This is a genomic window from Nonomuraea soli, assembly GCF_013761175.1.
GTDB lineage: Bacteria > Actinomycetota > Actinomycetes > Streptosporangiales > Streptosporangiaceae > Nonomuraea > Nonomuraea soli.
The window spans coordinates 894,759-910,794 of record NZ_JACDUR010000006.1; the positions used below are offsets into that span (position 1 = coordinate 894,759).

15 protein-coding genes are annotated in these 16,036 nt (G+C 70.7%); 12 read left to right on the plus strand and 3 right to left on the minus strand.

Annotated features, from left to right (window positions below):
- Nucleotides 1-9 precede the first annotated feature (9 nt).
- The 3 genes from HNR30_RS32295 to HNR30_RS32305 all read left to right on the plus strand — a co-directional run bounded on the left by HNR30_RS32295 (nt 10) and on the right by HNR30_RS32305 (nt 2,581).
- Nucleotides 10-432 carry a TetR family transcriptional regulator C-terminal domain-containing protein gene (locus HNR30_RS32295; protein WP_246379867.1) on the plus strand — a complete coding sequence of 141 codons (423 nt, stop codon included), beginning with the start codon at nt 10-12 and terminating at the stop codon, nt 430-432.
- Between the two features lie 137 nt (nt 433-569).
- Nucleotides 570-1,775 (plus strand): MFS transporter, encoded by a 1,206-nt coding sequence (locus tag HNR30_RS32300; RefSeq protein ID WP_312894791.1) that lies wholly within the window; start codon nt 570-572, stop codon nt 1,773-1,775.
- Between the two features lie 11 nt (nt 1,776-1,786).
- Complete coding sequence (locus HNR30_RS32305; RefSeq protein WP_181613812.1) at nt 1,787-2,581, plus strand: nucleotidyltransferase domain-containing protein; 795 nt, start codon at nt 1,787-1,789, stop codon at nt 2,579-2,581.
- A 4-nt stretch (nt 2,582-2,585) separates the two neighbouring features.
- Here the strand turns inward: HNR30_RS32305 and HNR30_RS32310 are convergent, their stop codons facing one another.
- The 3 genes from HNR30_RS32310 to HNR30_RS32320 all read right to left on the minus strand — a co-directional run bounded on the left by HNR30_RS32310 (nt 2,586) and on the right by HNR30_RS32320 (nt 7,090).
- Nucleotides 2,586-2,960 carry a hypothetical protein gene (locus HNR30_RS32310; RefSeq protein ID WP_181613813.1) on the minus strand — a complete coding sequence of 125 codons (375 nt, stop codon included), beginning with the start codon at nt 2,958-2,960 and terminating at the stop codon, nt 2,586-2,588.
- 309 nt (nt 2,961-3,269) lie between these two features.
- Entirely contained in the window at nt 3,270-4,838 is a 1,569-nt protein-coding gene (locus tag HNR30_RS32315; RefSeq protein WP_181613814.1) for a glycoside hydrolase family 10-like protein, read from the minus strand.
- 137 nt (nt 4,839-4,975) lie between these two features.
- Nucleotides 4,976-7,090: an elongation factor G-like protein EF-G2 gene (locus HNR30_RS32320; RefSeq protein WP_181613963.1), complete on the minus strand. Its 2,115-nt coding sequence runs from the start codon at nt 7,088-7,090 to the stop codon at nt 4,976-4,978.
- Between the two features lie 165 nt (nt 7,091-7,255).
- Here HNR30_RS32320 and pgsA point away from each other — a divergent pair, with 165 nt between their 5' ends.
- The 9 genes from pgsA to HNR30_RS32365 all read left to right on the plus strand — a co-directional run bounded on the left by pgsA (nt 7,256) and on the right by HNR30_RS32365 (nt 16,033).
- Nucleotides 7,256-7,876 carry a phosphatidylinositol phosphate synthase gene (gene pgsA, locus HNR30_RS49565; protein WP_181613815.1) on the plus strand — a complete coding sequence of 207 codons (621 nt, stop codon included), beginning with the start codon at nt 7,256-7,258 and terminating at the stop codon, nt 7,874-7,876.
- Nucleotides 7,873-8,760, plus strand: coding sequence for a phosphatidylinositol mannoside acyltransferase (locus HNR30_RS32330; RefSeq protein WP_181613816.1), 888 nt, complete (start codon nt 7,873-7,875; stop codon nt 8,758-8,760). Before pgsA ends, HNR30_RS32330 begins: the two co-directional genes overlap by 4 nt.
- Nucleotides 8,757-9,857 (plus strand): glycosyltransferase family 4 protein, encoded by a 1,101-nt coding sequence (locus HNR30_RS32335; RefSeq protein ID WP_181613817.1) that lies wholly within the window; start codon nt 8,757-8,759, stop codon nt 9,855-9,857. Before HNR30_RS32330 ends, HNR30_RS32335 begins: the two co-directional genes overlap by 4 nt.
- Before the next feature lie 87 nt (nt 9,858-9,944).
- On the plus strand, nt 9,945-10,475 hold the full coding sequence (locus HNR30_RS32340; protein ID WP_181613818.1) for a hypothetical protein: 531 nt from the start codon (nt 9,945-9,947) through the stop codon (nt 10,473-10,475).
- Between the two features lie 91 nt (nt 10,476-10,566).
- Nucleotides 10,567-11,553, plus strand: coding sequence for a DUF3048 domain-containing protein (locus tag HNR30_RS32345; RefSeq protein ID WP_181613964.1), 987 nt, complete (start codon nt 10,567-10,569; stop codon nt 11,551-11,553).
- 96 nt (nt 11,554-11,649) lie between these two features.
- Nucleotides 11,650-12,546 carry a pyridoxal 5'-phosphate synthase lyase subunit PdxS gene (pdxS, locus tag HNR30_RS32350; RefSeq protein ID WP_376771769.1) on the plus strand — a complete coding sequence of 299 codons (897 nt, stop codon included), beginning with the start codon at nt 11,650-11,652 and terminating at the stop codon, nt 12,544-12,546.
- A 163-nt stretch (nt 12,547-12,709) separates the two neighbouring features.
- Entirely contained in the window at nt 12,710-14,356 is a 1,647-nt protein-coding gene (locus HNR30_RS32355) for an alkaline phosphatase D family protein (protein ID WP_312894793.1), read from the plus strand.
- Nucleotides 14,357-14,407: 51 nt separating this feature from the next.
- A complete protein-coding gene (locus HNR30_RS32360; protein ID WP_181613821.1) occupies nt 14,408-14,839 on the plus strand; it encodes a MarR family winged helix-turn-helix transcriptional regulator in 432 nt (143 codons plus the stop codon).
- A gap of 9 nt (nt 14,840-14,848) precedes the next feature.
- Nucleotides 14,849-16,033, plus strand: coding sequence for an MFS transporter (locus HNR30_RS32365; protein WP_181613822.1), 1,185 nt, complete (start codon nt 14,849-14,851; stop codon nt 16,031-16,033).
- Nucleotides 16,034-16,036: the final 3 nt, after the last annotated feature.

Here is a 16,036-nt window from a genome sequence, read left to right on the forward strand (position 1 = left end):
AGGTTGCAGGTGGCGACCCTGCGCCGGGCCGCGGAGCTCTTCACGCACCTGGTGTGGGCACCCGCCGAGCACGAACGGCCCGGCCTCGCGCGGCTGCGGGCCGTGTGCGATGCGTGGGCCCGCTACCTCGTGGAGGAGCGGGAGACCTTTCCCGGCGGATGCCTGTTCGCCACGGCCTCCATCGAGTTCGACGCCCGCGCCGGGGCCGTGCGCGAGGAGGTCGCGCGCCTGCTGCGGGTGTGGAGGGTACGGCTGGCGCACGACGTGCGGGTGGCGATCGGCGAGGGGGAGCTGGCGGCCGGGACCGACGTCGAGCAGGTGGTGTTCGAGCTCAACGGGATCTTCCTGGCCCTGAACCAGCAGCTCCAGCTCTTCCGCGACGAACGCGCGGTGGAGCGGGCACGCCGGGCCTGCGAACGACTCCTGTCGTAGGCGAGTGGCGGCTTATGTGGTGAATTTCCCTCGGTAGGATCACTCACTCCCGGCCCGGCGACGTCCGCCGCCCGCCCCGCCGTCTCCTGCCCTCCCCGGCGCAGCCCGGCGCGGACTCGACAGCTCGAAGGAGATCCGTGGCCGACCATCCCCCGCTGCGCAGAAACCGGCCGTTCCAGCTGTTGTGGATCGGCGGCGCCGTCTCCCAGCTCGGCGTGGAGCTGACCAAGCTCGCCATGCCGCTGCTGGTCCTGGCGCTCACCAGCTCGCCGGGCCTGGCCGGGCTGGTCACCGGAGCCAAGGTCGCCGCCACCGTCCTGGTCCAGCTGCCCGCCGGCGTCTGGGTGGACCGCTGGGACCGCCGCCGCACGCTCATCACCGCCCAGGCGCTGCAACTGGCCAACGCCGTCCTGCTCGCCGTCCTGGTCATGACCGGGCTGCTCGACGCCTGGCAGTTCCTGGTCTTCGGCATCGTCGACGGCGCCTGCCAGGCCTTCACCGAACCCGCCCGCACCACCGCGATCCGCGCGATCGTCCCGCCGCAACAGCTCGCCACCGCCTACGCGCAGGAGGAGTCGCGCAACCACGCCGCACGCCTCCTCGGCCCGCCCCTGGGCGGGCTCCTGTACGGCATAGCCCGTGCCGTGCCGTTCGTCCTCGACGCCGTCACCTACCTGGTCGCCCTGGTCTTCACCGTCATGGCGAAGGTGCCGCGCCGTCCCGAGGTCGCCGCGCCGCCGCAGCGTATGCACCGGGCGCTGGGCGAGTCGTTCGCGTGGTTGTGGCGGCAGCGCGGCCTGCGCGAGGCCACCCTGCTCGTCAACGCGCTCAACCTGCTCGGCGGCGCCTTCATGATCCCGCTGATCGTCCTGGTCACCGAGCGGGGCGGCGACGCCCGCGTCACCGGGGCGGTGATGGCCGGCATCGGGATCGGCGGCCTCGCGGGCGCCCTGCTGTCGGCCAGGATCGGCCGCCTGCTCCCGCCGGGACCGCTGATGGTCGCGGTCGTCGCCGTCTTCGGCGCCTGCCTGCTCGTCATGGCCTTGCCGTTCGGCCCGTGGTGGCCGCTGCTCCCGCTGATGGTCCTGTCGGTGACCACCCCGGCGCTGAACGTCGTGCTGTCGGTCGTCACCACGCGCCTCGTACCCGAGGACATGATCGGCCGCGTCTCCTCGGTGCTCGGCGTGCTCGGCAGGGGCCTGGCGCCGATCGGCCCCGTCCTGGGAGGCGCCCTGGCGGGGGTACTCGGCGGGGCGAGGTCGGTGGCGCTGATCGGCGTGGTCATCCTGGTCACGGCGGGGGTGGCGATATCCAGTCGCGCCCTGCGGGGGTTCACCGGCTAACGTTGCCTCCCATGCTGGAACGGATCTCCCGGATGGCCGGTGAGCTGGCCGAGGTGCCCGGGGTCGTCGGCGTCGTGCTCGGCGGCAGCCGCGCCAGGGACGAACACCACCCCGGTTCCGACTGGGACCTCGGCGTCTACTACCGGGGCCGGCTCGACGAGGCCGCCCTTGAGCGGCTGGCCGGCGCCCCCGTGGCGGGACCCGGCGGGTGGGGCCCGTGGGTGGACGGCGGCGCCTGGCTGCGCGTCGACGGCGTCGCGGTGGACTGGATCCTGCGCGACCTGGATCGGGTCGAGCGCGTGTGGGAGTCGTGCAGAGCGGGACGGTACGAGATCGGGGTGCAGCCCGGGCATCCGCTGGGGTTCTACTCGTCGTGCTACGCGGGCGAACTGGCCCTCGCCCGCGTCCTGGCCGACCCCGGCGGCCGCCTGGCCGCGCTGCGCGGGGAGATGGCGCTCTACCCCGAAGCGCTGCGGGAGGCGCTGGTGGCGGGGGCCTGGGAAGCGGGCTTCCTCGTCGACGGCGCCGCCAAGAGCGCGGCGCGGGGCGACGTGCTGCACGTCTCGCTGTGCCTGGCCCGGGCGGTGGGGGTGCTGGTGCAGGCGCTGTACGCCGCGGAGCGCCGGTGGTGCCTCAACGAGAAGGGCGCGCTGGCGGTCGCCTCGGCGTTCCCGTCGGCGCCCGAGGGGTTCGGCGAGCGGGCCCGCGCGTTGCTCGGGGCGCCGGGGCAGGACGCCGCGTCCCTGACGGAGACAGTGGAAGCCGCCCGCGTGCTCGTGGAGGAGACCCGGGCCCGGCTCCCGTGATCGCTCAGCGGTTCCGCGGTGTCCCGTACGTCACGGTCCTGTCGCCGGCGCGGCCGTGCAGCGACAGGTCGGGAAGTTCGGTGCCGATCATGGAGTCACGCAGGACGATCGATCCCGTGGGGCTCCGGTAGCCGACCTCGACGACGTTGTCCCAGCCCTTCGTCTCCACCGGCGGGCGCCGCGTGTAGGTCTCCACGGTCACGCACAGGTACGGGTCGGAGTGGGTCAGGACCATCAGATGGCCGGGTACGGCGGCCACCAGCCCGGTATCCGTCATACGGGGCTGCTTCACGCGTGTCGTCCAGGCGGGGGTGATGAGGGGCCGGTGGCGCGGGGTGGAGTCGCACATCCGCTGCGCGTCGTCCACCCACGCCTGCATCTCGCGGTCCTCCTCGGTGGTCGCGGAGCCTGCCGGAGGACCACCGCGTCGTCAGCCCCCAGGCCGTTGCCAGGTAGCCGTAGCCGCCCATGACGAAGAGGACGAGCGACGCGGTGCCCGAGCCGAGAAGGACGGCACTCTCCGTGCCGAGACCGCTCACCCGCCGCGAGCGTCCCGGCGATCACCGCGAACAGCCTCAGCCCCCGGGAGCGTCCCGGCGATCACCGCGAACAGCCTCAGCCCCCGGGAGACGGTGTCCGCTAACCCTAGCAGCGGGGCCGCCAGGTGATCAAAAGCCGGCCTGGCGGCCTACGGCAGGGTGACCTTGACCTTGGTGGTCTTGCTCTCCTCGTGGAGCCGGTTGAGCGAGCTCACCAGGTAGGTCCCCGACGCGGGGGCGGTGAAGCCCGGCGTGGTGGTCACCGCGACCAGGTTGCGCCCGTCGACGGAGGCGCAGGCCGCGTCGCCCTGGGGCACGCGGTACACCGCGTACGCCCGCGCGTTGGCGGCGTCCGCCCACTTCACCGCCGCGCCCGAGGCCTGCACGCCCGAGGGCTTGGCGGCGGCGGGGGCGGAGGAGCCGGCGCGGTCCTTCATGAGCGGCAGCAGGGCCGGGCGCTTGTAGTGGCCGGCCGCCAGGCGGTCCATGACCCCGAGGGGGTTGGAGAGCATCTGCTTGGCGCTGAAGTACACGTCGCCGTCGACCTGCTTGTAGGCCTGGTTGAGCGTCAGGTGCGCGGGCAGCTCGCCGGGCTTGGTCCAGGCGGCCTGGTCGGTGGTGCCGACCCGGTAGAGCGCCTGGCCGATGTAGAGGTCGACGTCGGTGCCCTTGACGGCGCCGGCCCACCACGGCACGAGCACCTTGTAGTCGGCGATCTTGAAGCCGCGGGGCCAGTAGAGCTGCGGCATGATGTAGTCGACCGTTCCGGACTTGATCCAGTGGCGCGCGTCGGCGTAGATCGAGTCGTAGGCCGACATGCCCGACGTGGCGGAACCGGTGGGGTCCTGGGCCTTGTTGCGCCAGATGCCGAACGGGCTGATGCCGAACTTCACGTGGTTCTTCAGCCCGTGCACGGCCTTGTCGACCTGCGCGACCAGGGTGTTGACGTTGTCGCGTCGCCAGTCGGCGAGCTTCTTGCCGCCGCCGTGACGGCGGAAGGCCGAGGAGTCGTCGAACGTGGCGCCGCCGCCCGGGTAGGGGTAGAAGTAGTCGTCGAAGTGCACGCCGTCGATGTCGTAGCGCGACACCACGTCGGAGATGACCTTGACGACGTGGGAGCGCACCTCGGGCAGTCCGGGGTTGTAGTACAGGCGGTCGCCGTACTTCACGGTCCACTCGGGATGCACGCGCGCCGGGTGGGCGGCGGGAAGCTTGGAGGTGTCGGCGTCGTAGGCGGCACGATAGGGGTTGAACCAGGCGTGGAACTCCAGCCCGCGCTTGTGCGCCTCCTCGATGAGGAACGGCAGCGGGTCCCAGCCGGGATCCTTGCCCGCGGTGCCCGTCAGGTACTGCGACCACGGCTCGAGCGACGACTTGTACACCGCGTCGGAAGCCGGGCGCACCTGGAAGAAGACGGCGTTGAAGCGCCGCGCCGCGGCGGCGTCGAGCAGCTTGACGTACTCGGCCTGCTGCCTGGCGACGGTCAGGCCGGTGCGTGAGGGCCAGTCGATGTTCTTGACCGTGGCGATCCACACGCCGCGCAGCTGCCGCTTGGGGTACTTGGGGTTGGGCGCGCAGGTGCCGACGGGCTGCAGCGCGGCACGTGAGGGGGTGCCGGTGGCGGGGTCGGCGTCCGCACGAGGGCCGAACGCGTAGGCGGCGCCGGACGCGACGATCGCGAGGGCGGCGGCGGCGAGCAGAGGTCGTGCGGTTCGCATGGTTCCTCAGTCTGGCATCGCCTCCGGGATGCTTTGGCCGGAAAATAGAAATCAATTCGTGATGCTGATGTGACTAAAGAGGAAAATGTGCTCCCCGAGCTGCGCGGGGCGCCGCCACGGCGGCGCCCCGCGACCCGTCACTCGGAGGCCGTGGAGAGCTTGCCCGCCAGGTGCGAGGGCAGCGGCTCGTAACGCAGGAAGGACCGGGTGAACGTGCCCGTCCCGTGCGACATCGAGCGCAGGTCGATCGCGTAGCGGGTGATCTCCAGCTCCGGCACCTCGGCCTTGACCAGGGTGCGCCCGGTGCCGACCGGCTCGGTGCCGAGCACCCGGCCGCGCCGCGACGACAGGTCGGACATGACGGAGCCGACGTAGTCGTCGGCCACCAGGATCGAGACCTCGTCGACGGGCTCCAGCAGCAGCACCGGCACCTTCTGCGCGCACTCCTTCATCGCCAGCTGGCCGGCGATCTGGAAGGCCATGTCGGAGGAGTCGACCGAGTGCGCCTTGCCGTCGTAGAGCGTGACGCGCACGTCCACCATCGGGTAGCCGGCGTGCACGCCACGGTCCATCTGGGCGCGCACGCCCTTCTCGACCGAGGGGATGAACTGCCGCGGCACCACGCCGCCCACGATCTTGTCCACGAACTCGAAACCCCCGCCGGACGGCAGGGGCTCGACCTCGATGTGGCAGATGGCGTACTGCCCGTGGCCGCCGGTCTGCTTGACGTTGCGGCCCATCGCCTGGCACTTGCCGCCGAAGGTCTCCCGGAGCGGGACCCGCAGGTCCACCCGTTCGACCTCGACGCCGTGGCGTTTGGCCAGCCGGTCGAGCAGGACGTCGGTGTGCGCCTCACCCATGCACCACAGCACCAGCTGGCGGGTCTCGGCGTTGTTCTCCAGCCGCAGCGTCGGATCCTCGGCGACCAGGCGGCCCAGCGCCTGCGACAGCTTGTCCTCGTCGGCCTTGGACTTGGCGCGGATGGCGACGGGCAGCAGCGGGTCGGGCATCGTCCAGGCGGTCATCAGCAGCGGACGCTCCACGTCCGACAGCGTGTCGCCGGTCTCGGCGCGCGAGAGCTTGGCCACCGCGACGATGTCGCCGGCGATCGCCTTGGCGACGGTGCGCTGGTGCTTGCCCAGCGGCGACGACAGGGTGCCGATGCGCTCGTCGACGTCGTGGTCCTCGTGGCCGCGGTCGGCCAGGCCGTGCCCGGAGACGTGCACGGTCATGTCGGGGCGCAGGGTGCCGGAGAAGACGCGCACGAGACTGATGCGGCCCACGTACGGGTCGCTGGTGGTCTTGACGACCTCGGCGACCAGCGAACCCTCCGCGTCGCAGGAGATGCCCTGGACCGGCTTGCCGTCGACGGTGGTGATCTCGGCCAGCGGATGCTCCAGCGGCGAGGGGAAGCCCTGGGTGATGAGCTCCAGGATCTCGGCCGCGCCGATGCCCATCCCGCTGCACAGCACCGGGTAGAAGTTGCCCTTGCAGACCGCCTTCTCCAGGTCGTCGATGAGCACCTTGGTCTCGATGTGGTCGCCCGACAGGTAGCGGTCCATGAGCGACTCGTCTTCGCTCTCCTGGATGATGCCCTCGATGAGGCTGCCGCGATACTCCTCGATCTGCGACTCGTACTCCGCGCCTGGCTCCTTCTCCTGCCGGGTGCCGGTGGCGTAGTTGTAGAACTTCTGCGACAGCAGCCCGATCAGGCCGTTGACGTGCCCGTTGGTCACCACGGGGAGATACAGGGGCGCGACGCCGTCGCCGAAGACGTCCTGGCAGGCGGCCAGCACCTCGTCGAAGTCGGCCCGCTGGTGGTCGATCTTGGTGATGACGACCGCGCGGGGCATGCCGACCTGGGCGCACTCCTCCCAGAGCATCTGGGTCAGGCCGTCGATGCCGTCGGAGGCCGAGACCACGAAGAGGGCCGCGTCGGCCGCGCGCAGCCCGGCGCGCAGGTCTCCGACGAAGTCGGCGTAGCCGGGGGTGTCGAGCAGGTTGATCTTGATGCCGTTGTGGACCATGGGGGCCAGTGACAGGTTCACCGACCTTTGCTGCCGTACCTCCACCTCGTCGAAGTCGCTGACCGTGGTGCCGTCCTCCACCCTGCCGGTGCGCTGGATGGTGCCGGTGGCGGCCAGGAGGTGCTCGACGAGGGTGGTCTTCCCCGCCCCTGAATGGCCGACTAGTGCGACGTTGCGTATGCCGTCCGCCCTGTCGGCCGTGGGTGCCCTGCCGGCGGCTCCCATGGGGTTCTTCTCGGCCACATCGCCTCCCGCGTCGTCGGTTGAGGTCCCGAACGCCGCGCCTTGGCGGAAAGGCCACCGCAAAGACGCGGTGTGTTCACCAAATACCCGTGTGGCGAATATCACAAGAGGTGAGCGTCAAAGAAAATGGCCTACGATCGTGCTGCGATGCTGAAACTCCTGCGCCCGGCCATGACCCGGATCCTCACCCCGCTCGGCACGGCCCTGGTGAGCCGGGGCGTCGGCCCCGATGCCGTCACCGCGTTCGGCACCACGGGCACCGTGGTCACCGCCCTGGTGATGTTCCCGATGGGCCACCTGTGGTGGGGAGCGTTCATCATCGGCCTGTTCACCCTGCTCGACCTGCTCGACGGCGTCGTGGCCAGGCTCGGCGGCGGCGGGGGCAGCACGTGGGGCGCCTTCCTCGACTCCACCTTCGACCGGGTGGCCGACGCCGCGATCTTCTCGGGCGTCGCCGCCTACCTGGTGCTCAACGAGCAGCTCGTGCTGGCCGCCGTCGTGCTGTTCTGCCTGGTGGCCGGGATGCTGGTGTCGTACGTCAAGGCGCGCGCGGAAGGGCTGGGGCTCACCTGCGACGTGGGCCTGGTGGAGCGGCCCGAACGCCTGGTCGTGGGCCTGTGCGCGGTGGGCTTCTCGCAGTTCTGGGAGCCCCTGCTGGCCCTGGGCATGGTGCTGCTGGCCCTGGGCAGCGCGATCACCGTGGTGCAGCGTGTCGTCCACGTCCGCAGGCAGACCGGAGAACTCCACAAGCAGACTGGAGAACGATGAGCGTCTCGATGGCCGACCGGGCCGTTGCGGCCGGGTTCACCGCCGGCTGGAAGCTGGTTCCGCTGCTGCCGCACAAGCTCACCGGCCGCGGCTTCGACCTGGCGGCCGACCGCGTCTGGCGCGGGCGCGGCCCGAGCGTGCGGCGCCTGGAGGCCAACCTGAGCAGGGTGACCGGCCTGGAGGGCGAGCAGCTGCGCGAGCTGAGCCGTCGCGGCATGCGCTCCTACTTCCGCTACTTCCACGAGGTCTTCCGCCTGCCCAAGATGCCCAGCGACGAGATCGTGCGCCGCACCCACGTCACCGGCGGCCACCACATCTTCGACACCCTCGGCTCCGGCCGGGGCGTCGTGCTGGCGCTGCCGCACATCGGCAACTGGGACCAGGCGGGCGCCTGGCTGACCGGCAGCGGCCACCGCTTCACCACGGTCGCCGAGCGGCTCAAGCCCGAGTCGCTCTACCGCCGCTACACCGCCTTCCGCGAAGGACTCGGCATGGAGGTGCTGCCGCTGACCGGCGGCGAGGGCCACACCATCGGCACGCTGGCCTCGCGCGTACGGCGGGGCGGCGTGGTCTGCCTGCCCGCCGAGCGCGACCTGACCAAGAACGGCATCGAGGTGCAGTTCTTCGGCCACACCACCAAGGTGCCCGCAGGCCCCGCCCTGCTGGCCGTGCAGACGGGCGCCGCGCTGCTGCCCGCGCTGCCGTACTTCCACGGCGACGACTGGGGTCTGATCATCGACCCGGAGATCCCCGTGCCCGTCGAGGGCACCAGGCAGGAGAAGGTCGCCGTTGTCGCCCAGCGGCTGGTGGAGGTCTTCGAGAAGGGCATCGCCGACCACCCGGAAGACTGGCACATGATGCAGCGCCTGTGGATCGACCAGTGAGGGTGGGAATCGTCTGCCCGTACTCCTGGGACATGCCGGGCGGCGTCAAGCAGCACATCGACGACCTCACGCAGGCGCTCATCGCGCAGGGCCACGACGTCTCCGTCATCGCCCCCGCCAGCGACGACGACGAGCTGCCGCCGTACGTGACGGGCGCCGGCCGTGCCGTGCCCGTGCCGTACAACGGGTCGGTGGCGCGCATGTCGTTCGGGTTCCTGTCGGCGGCGCGGGTGCGCCGCTGGATCAACGAGGGCGACTTCGACGTCCTGCACATCCACGAGCCGCTGATCCCGTCGCTGGGCGTGCTGGCCTGCTGGGCGGCCTCCGGGCCGATCGTGGCGACCTTCCACGCCTCCTTCAACCGCTCACGCGCCATCGCGATCGCCGAGCCGCTGCTGCGCAGCGCGCTGGAGAAGCTGCACGGCCGCATCGCCGTCTCCGACGCGGCGCGCACGTCTTTGGTGGAGCAGTTCGGCGGCGACACCGTGCTGATCCCCAACGGGGTGACCGTCAGCCGTTTCGCCGAGGCCGAGCCGCTCGACGGGTGGGGTCCCGACGGCACGACGCTGGGCTTCCTCGGGCGTATGGACGAACCGCGCAAGGGCCTGCCGATCCTGCTGGAGGCCATGGAGCGCATCCCCGACGCCAAGCTGCTGATCGCCGGTCCGGGCGAGGTCAAGATCCCCAAGTCGATCCGCGACCGGGTGACGCTGCTGGGCATGGTGAGCGAGGCCGACAAGATCCGCGCCTACCACTCGGTCGACGTGTTCGTGGCGCCCAACACCGGCGGCGAGAGCTTCGGCATCGTGCTGGCCGAGGCCATGTCGTCGGGGGCGACCGTGCTGGCCAGCGACATCCCGGCCTTCCGCCGGGTGCTCGGCGAGGGTCAGGCGGGCGCGTTGTTCCGCAACGGCGATCCCGAGTCGCTGGCCGAGGAGGCCCGCGCGCTGCTGGCCGACCCGGAGCGCCGGGCCAAGCTGTCGGCGGAGGCGCTGGTCGCGGTGCGCAAGTACGACTGGTCGACGGTCGCGCGCGACGTGGTGCGCGTCTACGAGACGGTGACCGCCGGCGCCGGCCGGGTCGTGGAGGACCTGTGACCGTGCCCGGCCCGCCCCGCCGGGCCGAGGACCTGTGACCGTGCCCGCCCCCCGCCGGGGCCGCGGAGGACCTGTGATGGAGCGCTCGTGATCTACCTCATCGTCGCGATCGTGGTGGTGCTGACCGCGGTCTACATCTCGTGGCGCGCCGGCCGCCTCGACCGGCTGCACATCCGCCTGGAGCTCGCGGCCGAGGCGCTGGAGGCGGCGCTGACCCGCCGCCGCGCGGTCGTCCTGGAGCTGGCCGGCTCGCGCCTGCTCGACCCGGCCACCTCGCTGGTGCTGGCCGCCGCCGCCCACGAGGCCCGTACGGCGGGGCCCGACGAGCGCGAACACGCCGAGAGCAACCTGTCGCAGGCCCTGCGCGCAGCCCTGGAGCAGGAACGTTTCCGCGAGAAGCTGGCCGAGTCCCCGGGCGGTTCCGACCTGGTGGAGGAGCTCGACGCGGCGATCGCCAAGGTCGTCTACTCCCGCAGCTTCTACAACAACGCCGTCTCGGTGACGCGGGTCGCGCAGCGCCGCTGGCTGGCCAGGACCCTGCGCCTGGCGGGCAAGACCGACTTCCCCCAGTTCTTCGAGATCGACGACACCCCTCCGGAGTCGATGTCCAAGGAGTGAGGGTGATCGTAGGACAAACTGTGACAAGTCCTTAAGCTGGCCCGGTAGGCTTCTCCCGTTTTCCCCACGGAGGAGCTGAAACGTGCGCAAGATGCTGCTTGCCCTGGCTGTGCTGGTCCCTGTCGCGGCGTGTTCCTCCGACGACCCGCCCGCGAGCCAGCCGCAGGCGGCCTCCGCCTCGCCCTCCGTCGAGCCGACCGAGCAGGCGGTCACGCACCCCTTCACCGGCCTGCCCGACGACAAGCGCAAGCCGGTGCTGGCAGTCAAGATCGAGAACACCGCGGCGGGCAAGCCGCAGATGGGCCTGAAGAGCGCCGACATCGTCTACATCGAGCAGGTCGAGGCGGGACTGACCCGGTTGATGGCGATTTTCTCCTCGAAGATCCCGGCCAAGGTGGGCCCGGTCCGCAGCGCCCGCATCTCCGACCTGCACATCGCGCCCATGTTCGGCAAGCCGGCCTTCGCCTACTCCGGGGCGCAGACCAAGATGCTGCCGTTCATCGCCGAGGCCTCGCTGTTCGACGTGGGCGACACCAGGAACCCCGGCGCCTACTTCCGCCAGCCGGGCCGCTACGCCCCCTACAACCTGTTCGCCACCACCAGGAGCCTGCTCAAGGCCGCGCCGAAGGCGAGCAAGGCCAAGGACATCGGCTTCACCTTCGGTGAGGCCCCCGAGACGGGCGGGGTGGACAAGAAGCGGCAGACCGTGCGCTGGCCCGCCGCGCGCTTCGACTTCGTGTGGTCCGCGGACGAGGAGCAGTGGATGATCTACCAGGACGGCAAGAAGGACATGGCGGCCGAGGGCGGCCAGCTGTCCGCGCCGACCGTGGTGGTCCAGTGGGTCAAGACCGAGCGCTCGCAGTTCCACGACAAGAACTCCAGCTACACGCCGCTGGTGCACACCGTCGGCAAGGGCGACGCGATCGTGCTGCGCGACGGCAAGGCCTTCAAGGCCAAGTGGAAGCGTGCCTCCGAGGAGGAGGGCACCACCTTCACCACGCCCGACGGCGAGCCGATGAACTTCGCTCCCGGGCAGGTCTGGGTGGCCCTGGCCGCCAAGAAGCCGGTCACCCCGTAGAAGTGGTCTGAAGCCGCAGCGCGGAAGTGGTCCTTAACGGATGCCACTGGATGCTCCGTAAACTGGAGTAGCCAACCCAAGTCATTCGTGAGGTGCATAAACGTGTCCGAAACAGCCACTGGAACCGCTCGCGTCAAGCGGGGCATGGCGGAGATGCTCAAGGGCGGCGTCATCATGGACGTCGTCACGCCGGAGCAGGCGAAGATCGCCGAGGACGCGGGCGCCGTCGCCGTCATGGCTCTGGAGCGGGTCCCCGCCGACATCCGCGCGCAGGGCGGCGTGTCGCGGATGAGCGACCCCGACATGATCGACGGCATCATCGCCGCCGTCTCCATCCCGGTCATGGCCAAGGCCCGCATCGGCCACTTCGTCGAGGCCCAGGTGCTCATGTCGCTGGGTGTCGACTACATCGACGAGTCCGAGGTGCTCACCCCGGCCGACTACGCCAACCACATCGACAAGTGGCGCTTCACCGTGCCCTTCGTGTGCGGCGCGACCAACCTGGGCGAGGCCCTTCGCCGCATCACCGAGGGCGCGGCCATGATCCGCTCCAAGGGTGAGGCGGGCACGGGCGACGTCTCCAACGCCGTCACGCACATGCGCACGATCCGCCAGGAGATCAAGCGCCTCACCTCGCTGCCCGAGGACGAGCTCTACGTGGCCGCCAAGGAGCTGCAGGCGCCGTACGAGCTGGTCGTCGAGGTCGCCAGGACCGGCAAGCTGCCCGTCGTGCTGTTCACCGCGGGCGGCATCGCCACCCCGGCCGACGCCGCGATGATGATGCAGCTGGGCGCCGAGGGCGTCTTCGTGGGCTCCGGCATCTTCAAGTCGGGCAACCCGGCCGAGCGTGCCGCCGCCATCGTCAAGGCGACGACGTTCTACGACGACCCCGACGTCATCGCCAAGGTCTCGCGCGGCCTGGGCGAGGCCATGGTCGGCATCAACGTCGACGACATCCCGGTGCCGCACCGCCTGGCCGAGCGCGGCTGGTAGCACTCGCGAAAGGGCGGCGCCCGGGTGCCGCCCTTTTTCGGTCTGAAGGAAACCTCGCTCCGCGCGAGTAAGTTGTCGCGATTTTTCAGCGATGTCCACGACATGTTCATGAATGTGGTCAAAGCTCAGCGACATGTCCCGATTGAACCGCAGATCCTTCCTCGTGACCGGTTTAGCGGCGGCCGCCGTCCTCCCGGCCACCCCGGCCCTGGCCGACCCCGACCCGAGCTCCGAGACCGCCGCGACACTGGCGGGCCGGGGCCTGCGCACCGATCCCTTCACCCTCGGAGTCGCCAGCGGCGACCCCGACCACGGCGGCTTCGTCATCTGGACCAGGCTGGCCCAGCAGCCGATGGCCGAGGACGGACTGGGCGGCATGCCGCAGCGGCCCTTCACGGTGCAGTGGCAGATCTACGCCGACGAGCGGGCCAGGCGTGTGGTGCGCGCGGGCGTGGCCGTCGCCGCGCCGGAATGGGGTCACAGCGTCCACGTGGAGGTCGACTCCCTGCCGTCGGACCGTGAGTACTGGTACCGCTTCCGTGTCGGGCCGTACGTCTCGCCGCTGGGCCGGGCCCGCACCGCGCCCCACCCGTTGTCGTACGGCGGAGCGTTGTCGATGGCCTTCGTCTCCTGCGCGCAGTACGAGCACGGCTTCTTCACCTCCTACCGGCACCTGGCCGCCGAGCGCCCCGACCTGGTGCTGCACCTGGGCGACTACCAGTACGAGTACACGAAGAACACCTACACCATCCCCGGCGGCAACGTCCGCCACCACGAGGGTCCCGAGACCGAGACCCTGGCCGGCTACCGCCAGCGCCACGCCCAGTACAAGTCCGACCCCGACCTGCAGGCCGCCCACGCCGCCTCGCCGTGGCTGGTCGTGTGGGACGACCACGAGCTCGACAACAACTGGGCCGACGAGGTACCGGAGAAGCCGGAGGTGCCTCAGCCGAACTTCCTGTCGCGCCGCGAGGCCGCCTTCCGCGCCTACTACGAGAACATGCCGCTGCGCCGTACGAGCATCCCGCGCGGCATCGACATGCAGCTCTACCGGCGTGTCCGGTGGGGACGCACGGCCACCTTCCACATGCTCGACACCCGTCAGTACCGCGACGACCAGGGGTGCGGCGACGGCTACCGCGACTGCCCGGCCGCGGTCGACCCGGCGCGTTCCATCACCGGGGCCGAGCAGGAGGCGTGGCTGCTCGACGGCTTCCGCCACTCGCGCGCCCAGTGGGACATCCTGGGCCAGCAGGTCTTCTTCGCCCAGCGTGACAACAACGCCGGGCCCGCCAAGGTGACCTCGCAGGACGCCTGGGACGGCTACGTGGCCTCGCGCCGGCGGATCACCCAGGGGTGGATCGACGCCGAGGTGCGCAACGCGGTCGTGATCACCGGTGACGTGCACGCCCACTGGGCCTCCGACCTCAAGCTCGACTACGACGACCCGACCGGCCCTTCCGTAGGCTCGGAGCTGGTGGCCACCTCGATCAGCACCGGGGGAGACGGGGCCGACTCCGACCCGGCCACGCATCCCTTCCTCAAGATCAATCCGCATCTGAAGTTCTACAACAACCAGCGCGGATACGTGCTGACGAAGATCGAGCGCGAGAGGATGACCGCCGACTTCAAGGTGGTGCCGCGTGTGCAGACGCCCGGCTCCGAGGTCTACACGCGCGCGACCTTCGTCGTGGAGGACCGGGTCCCCGGCGTGCAGCAGACCTATCTGCGCCCGCTCGACCCGACGCTGATGGCCGCGACCGAGATGACGGTGGAGGAGACGGTCCGCCTGGAGACCGAGCGCCCGTGACCGAGCGCCGGTGATTGAATACTTAGACAGTCTAACTTAGACTGTCTAAGTATGAGCGACTCCGAGGTCCTGGCGCGGGAGCTGTCCACCACCCTGCGCAGGATCGTCCTGCTGTTGCGTCGCGCGGTGGCCGGTCAGCCGGTCACCCCGCAGCAGTACGCCGTGCTCGGCTCACTCGAAGGCGGCCCCCGCCGCATGACCGAGCTGGCCGAGGAGCACGCCGTCCACCTGCCCACCATGACGGTGGCGATCAACCGCATGGAGGACGGCGGGCTGGTGACGCGCGGCAGCGACCCGGCCGACGCCCGCGTGCGCACGGTCGAGCTGACCGAGGACGGCAGGTCCCGCCTGGCGAGCGTGCGCCGTGCGCGCATCTCCTACCTCGCCGCGCAGCTGGAGACGCTCACCCCGGACGAGCGAGAGGAACTGGCCACCGTGCTGCCCCTGCTCGACAAGCTCGGCCGGGCCGATCCACCTCGTTAGGAACCACCCATGCGCAACGGCATCCTCCGTCAGCCGATGTCCGTGTGGGCCACCGCGTTCGCCGCGGTCGTGGCCTTCATGGGCATCGGGCTCGTCGACCCGATCCTGCCCGCCATCGCCCAGGGCCTGCACGCCGGGCCCAGCCAGGTCTCCCTGCTGTTCACCAGCTACTTCCTGGTCACGGCCGTGGCCATGCTGATCACCGGCTGGGTCTCCAGCCGCATCGGCGGCAAGAAGACCCTCCTGCTGGGCCTGGCCCTCGTCGTGGTGTTCGCGGCCCTCGCCGGCACCTCCGGCTCCGTCTCCGAGCTCGTCGGCTTCCGCGCCGGCTGGGGCCTGGGCAACGCGCTGTTCGTCGCCACCGCCCTGGCCGTCATCGTCGGCGCGGCCAGCGGCGGCGCCGAATCCGCGATCATCCTCTACGAGGCCGCGCTGGGCCTGGGCATCTCGCTCGGACCGCTCGTCGGCGCCCTGCTGGGCGACTGGAACTGGCGCGCGCCCTTCTTCGGCACCTCCGTGCTCATGGCCGTCGGCTTCCTGCTCATCGCCACCCTGCTCAAGGCGCCGCCCAGGCCGGCCGTCAAGACGCGGCTGAGCGACCCGATCAGGGCGCTGGCCCACGGCGGCCTGTCGACGACGGCCTTCACCGCGCTGTTCTACAACTTCGCCTTCTTCACCGTGCTCGCCTTCACCCCGTTCATCCTGGGCATGTCGGCCTACGGCATCGGCGCGGTCTTCTTCTGCTGGGGTGTGCTGGTGGCACTCTGCTCGGTCTTCGTGGCGCCGCTCCTGCAACGCCGCCTCGGCTCGGTCACCGTGCTCCACGTCGCCCTGGCCCTGCTGGGAGCGCTGCAGCTCGGCATCGCCGCCTCCGGTCACGGCGCCGGGGTCGTCGTCTTCGCCATCCTGACCGGCGTCCCCATCGGCATCTGCAACACCGTCTTCACCGAATCGGCCATGGAGGTCTCCGACGCGCCCAGGCCGGTCGCCTCGGCGGGCTACAACTTCGTGCGGTGGATGGGCGGCGCGCTGGCCCCCTACCTGGCCACCAAGCTGGGCGAGGAGGTCGGTGTGGCGGTGCCGTACCTGCTCGGCGCCGTCTGCTGCCTGGCCGGCATGACCATCCTGTACGGCAGGCGCCACCACCTGCGCGGCCTGCGACGCGTCGACGTCCAGCACGCCGTGGTTGCATAGGGG

Excerpts from the sequence above, each read along its gene's own strand:
- HNR30_RS32360 (WP_181613821.1), top strand. The coding sequence starts at position 14,408 with ATGAGCGACTCCGAGGTCCTGGCGCGGGAGCTGTCCACCACCCTGCGC.
- HNR30_RS32320 (WP_181613963.1), bottom strand. The coding sequence starts at position 7,090 with ATGGGAGCCGCCGGCAGGGCACCCACGGCCGACAGGGCGGACGGCATA.
- pgsA (WP_181613815.1), top strand. The coding sequence starts at position 7,256 with ATGCTGAAACTCCTGCGCCCGGCCATGACCCGGATCCTCACCCCGCTC.
- HNR30_RS32330 (WP_181613816.1), top strand. The coding sequence starts at position 7,873 with ATGAGCGTCTCGATGGCCGACCGGGCCGTTGCGGCCGGGTTCACCGCC.
- HNR30_RS32305 (WP_181613812.1), top strand. The coding sequence starts at position 1,787 with ATGCTGGAACGGATCTCCCGGATGGCCGGTGAGCTGGCCGAGGTGCCC.
- HNR30_RS32345 (WP_181613964.1), top strand. The coding sequence starts at position 10,567 with ATGCTGCTTGCCCTGGCTGTGCTGGTCCCTGTCGCGGCGTGTTCCTCC.
- HNR30_RS32315 (WP_181613814.1), bottom strand. The coding sequence starts at position 4,838 with ATGCGAACCGCACGACCTCTGCTCGCCGCCGCCGCCCTCGCGATCGTC.
- HNR30_RS32310 (WP_181613813.1), bottom strand. The coding sequence starts at position 2,960 with ATGCAGGCGTGGGTGGACGACGCGCAGCGGATGTGCGACTCCACCCCG.
- HNR30_RS32365 (WP_181613822.1), top strand. The coding sequence starts at position 14,849 with ATGCGCAACGGCATCCTCCGTCAGCCGATGTCCGTGTGGGCCACCGCG.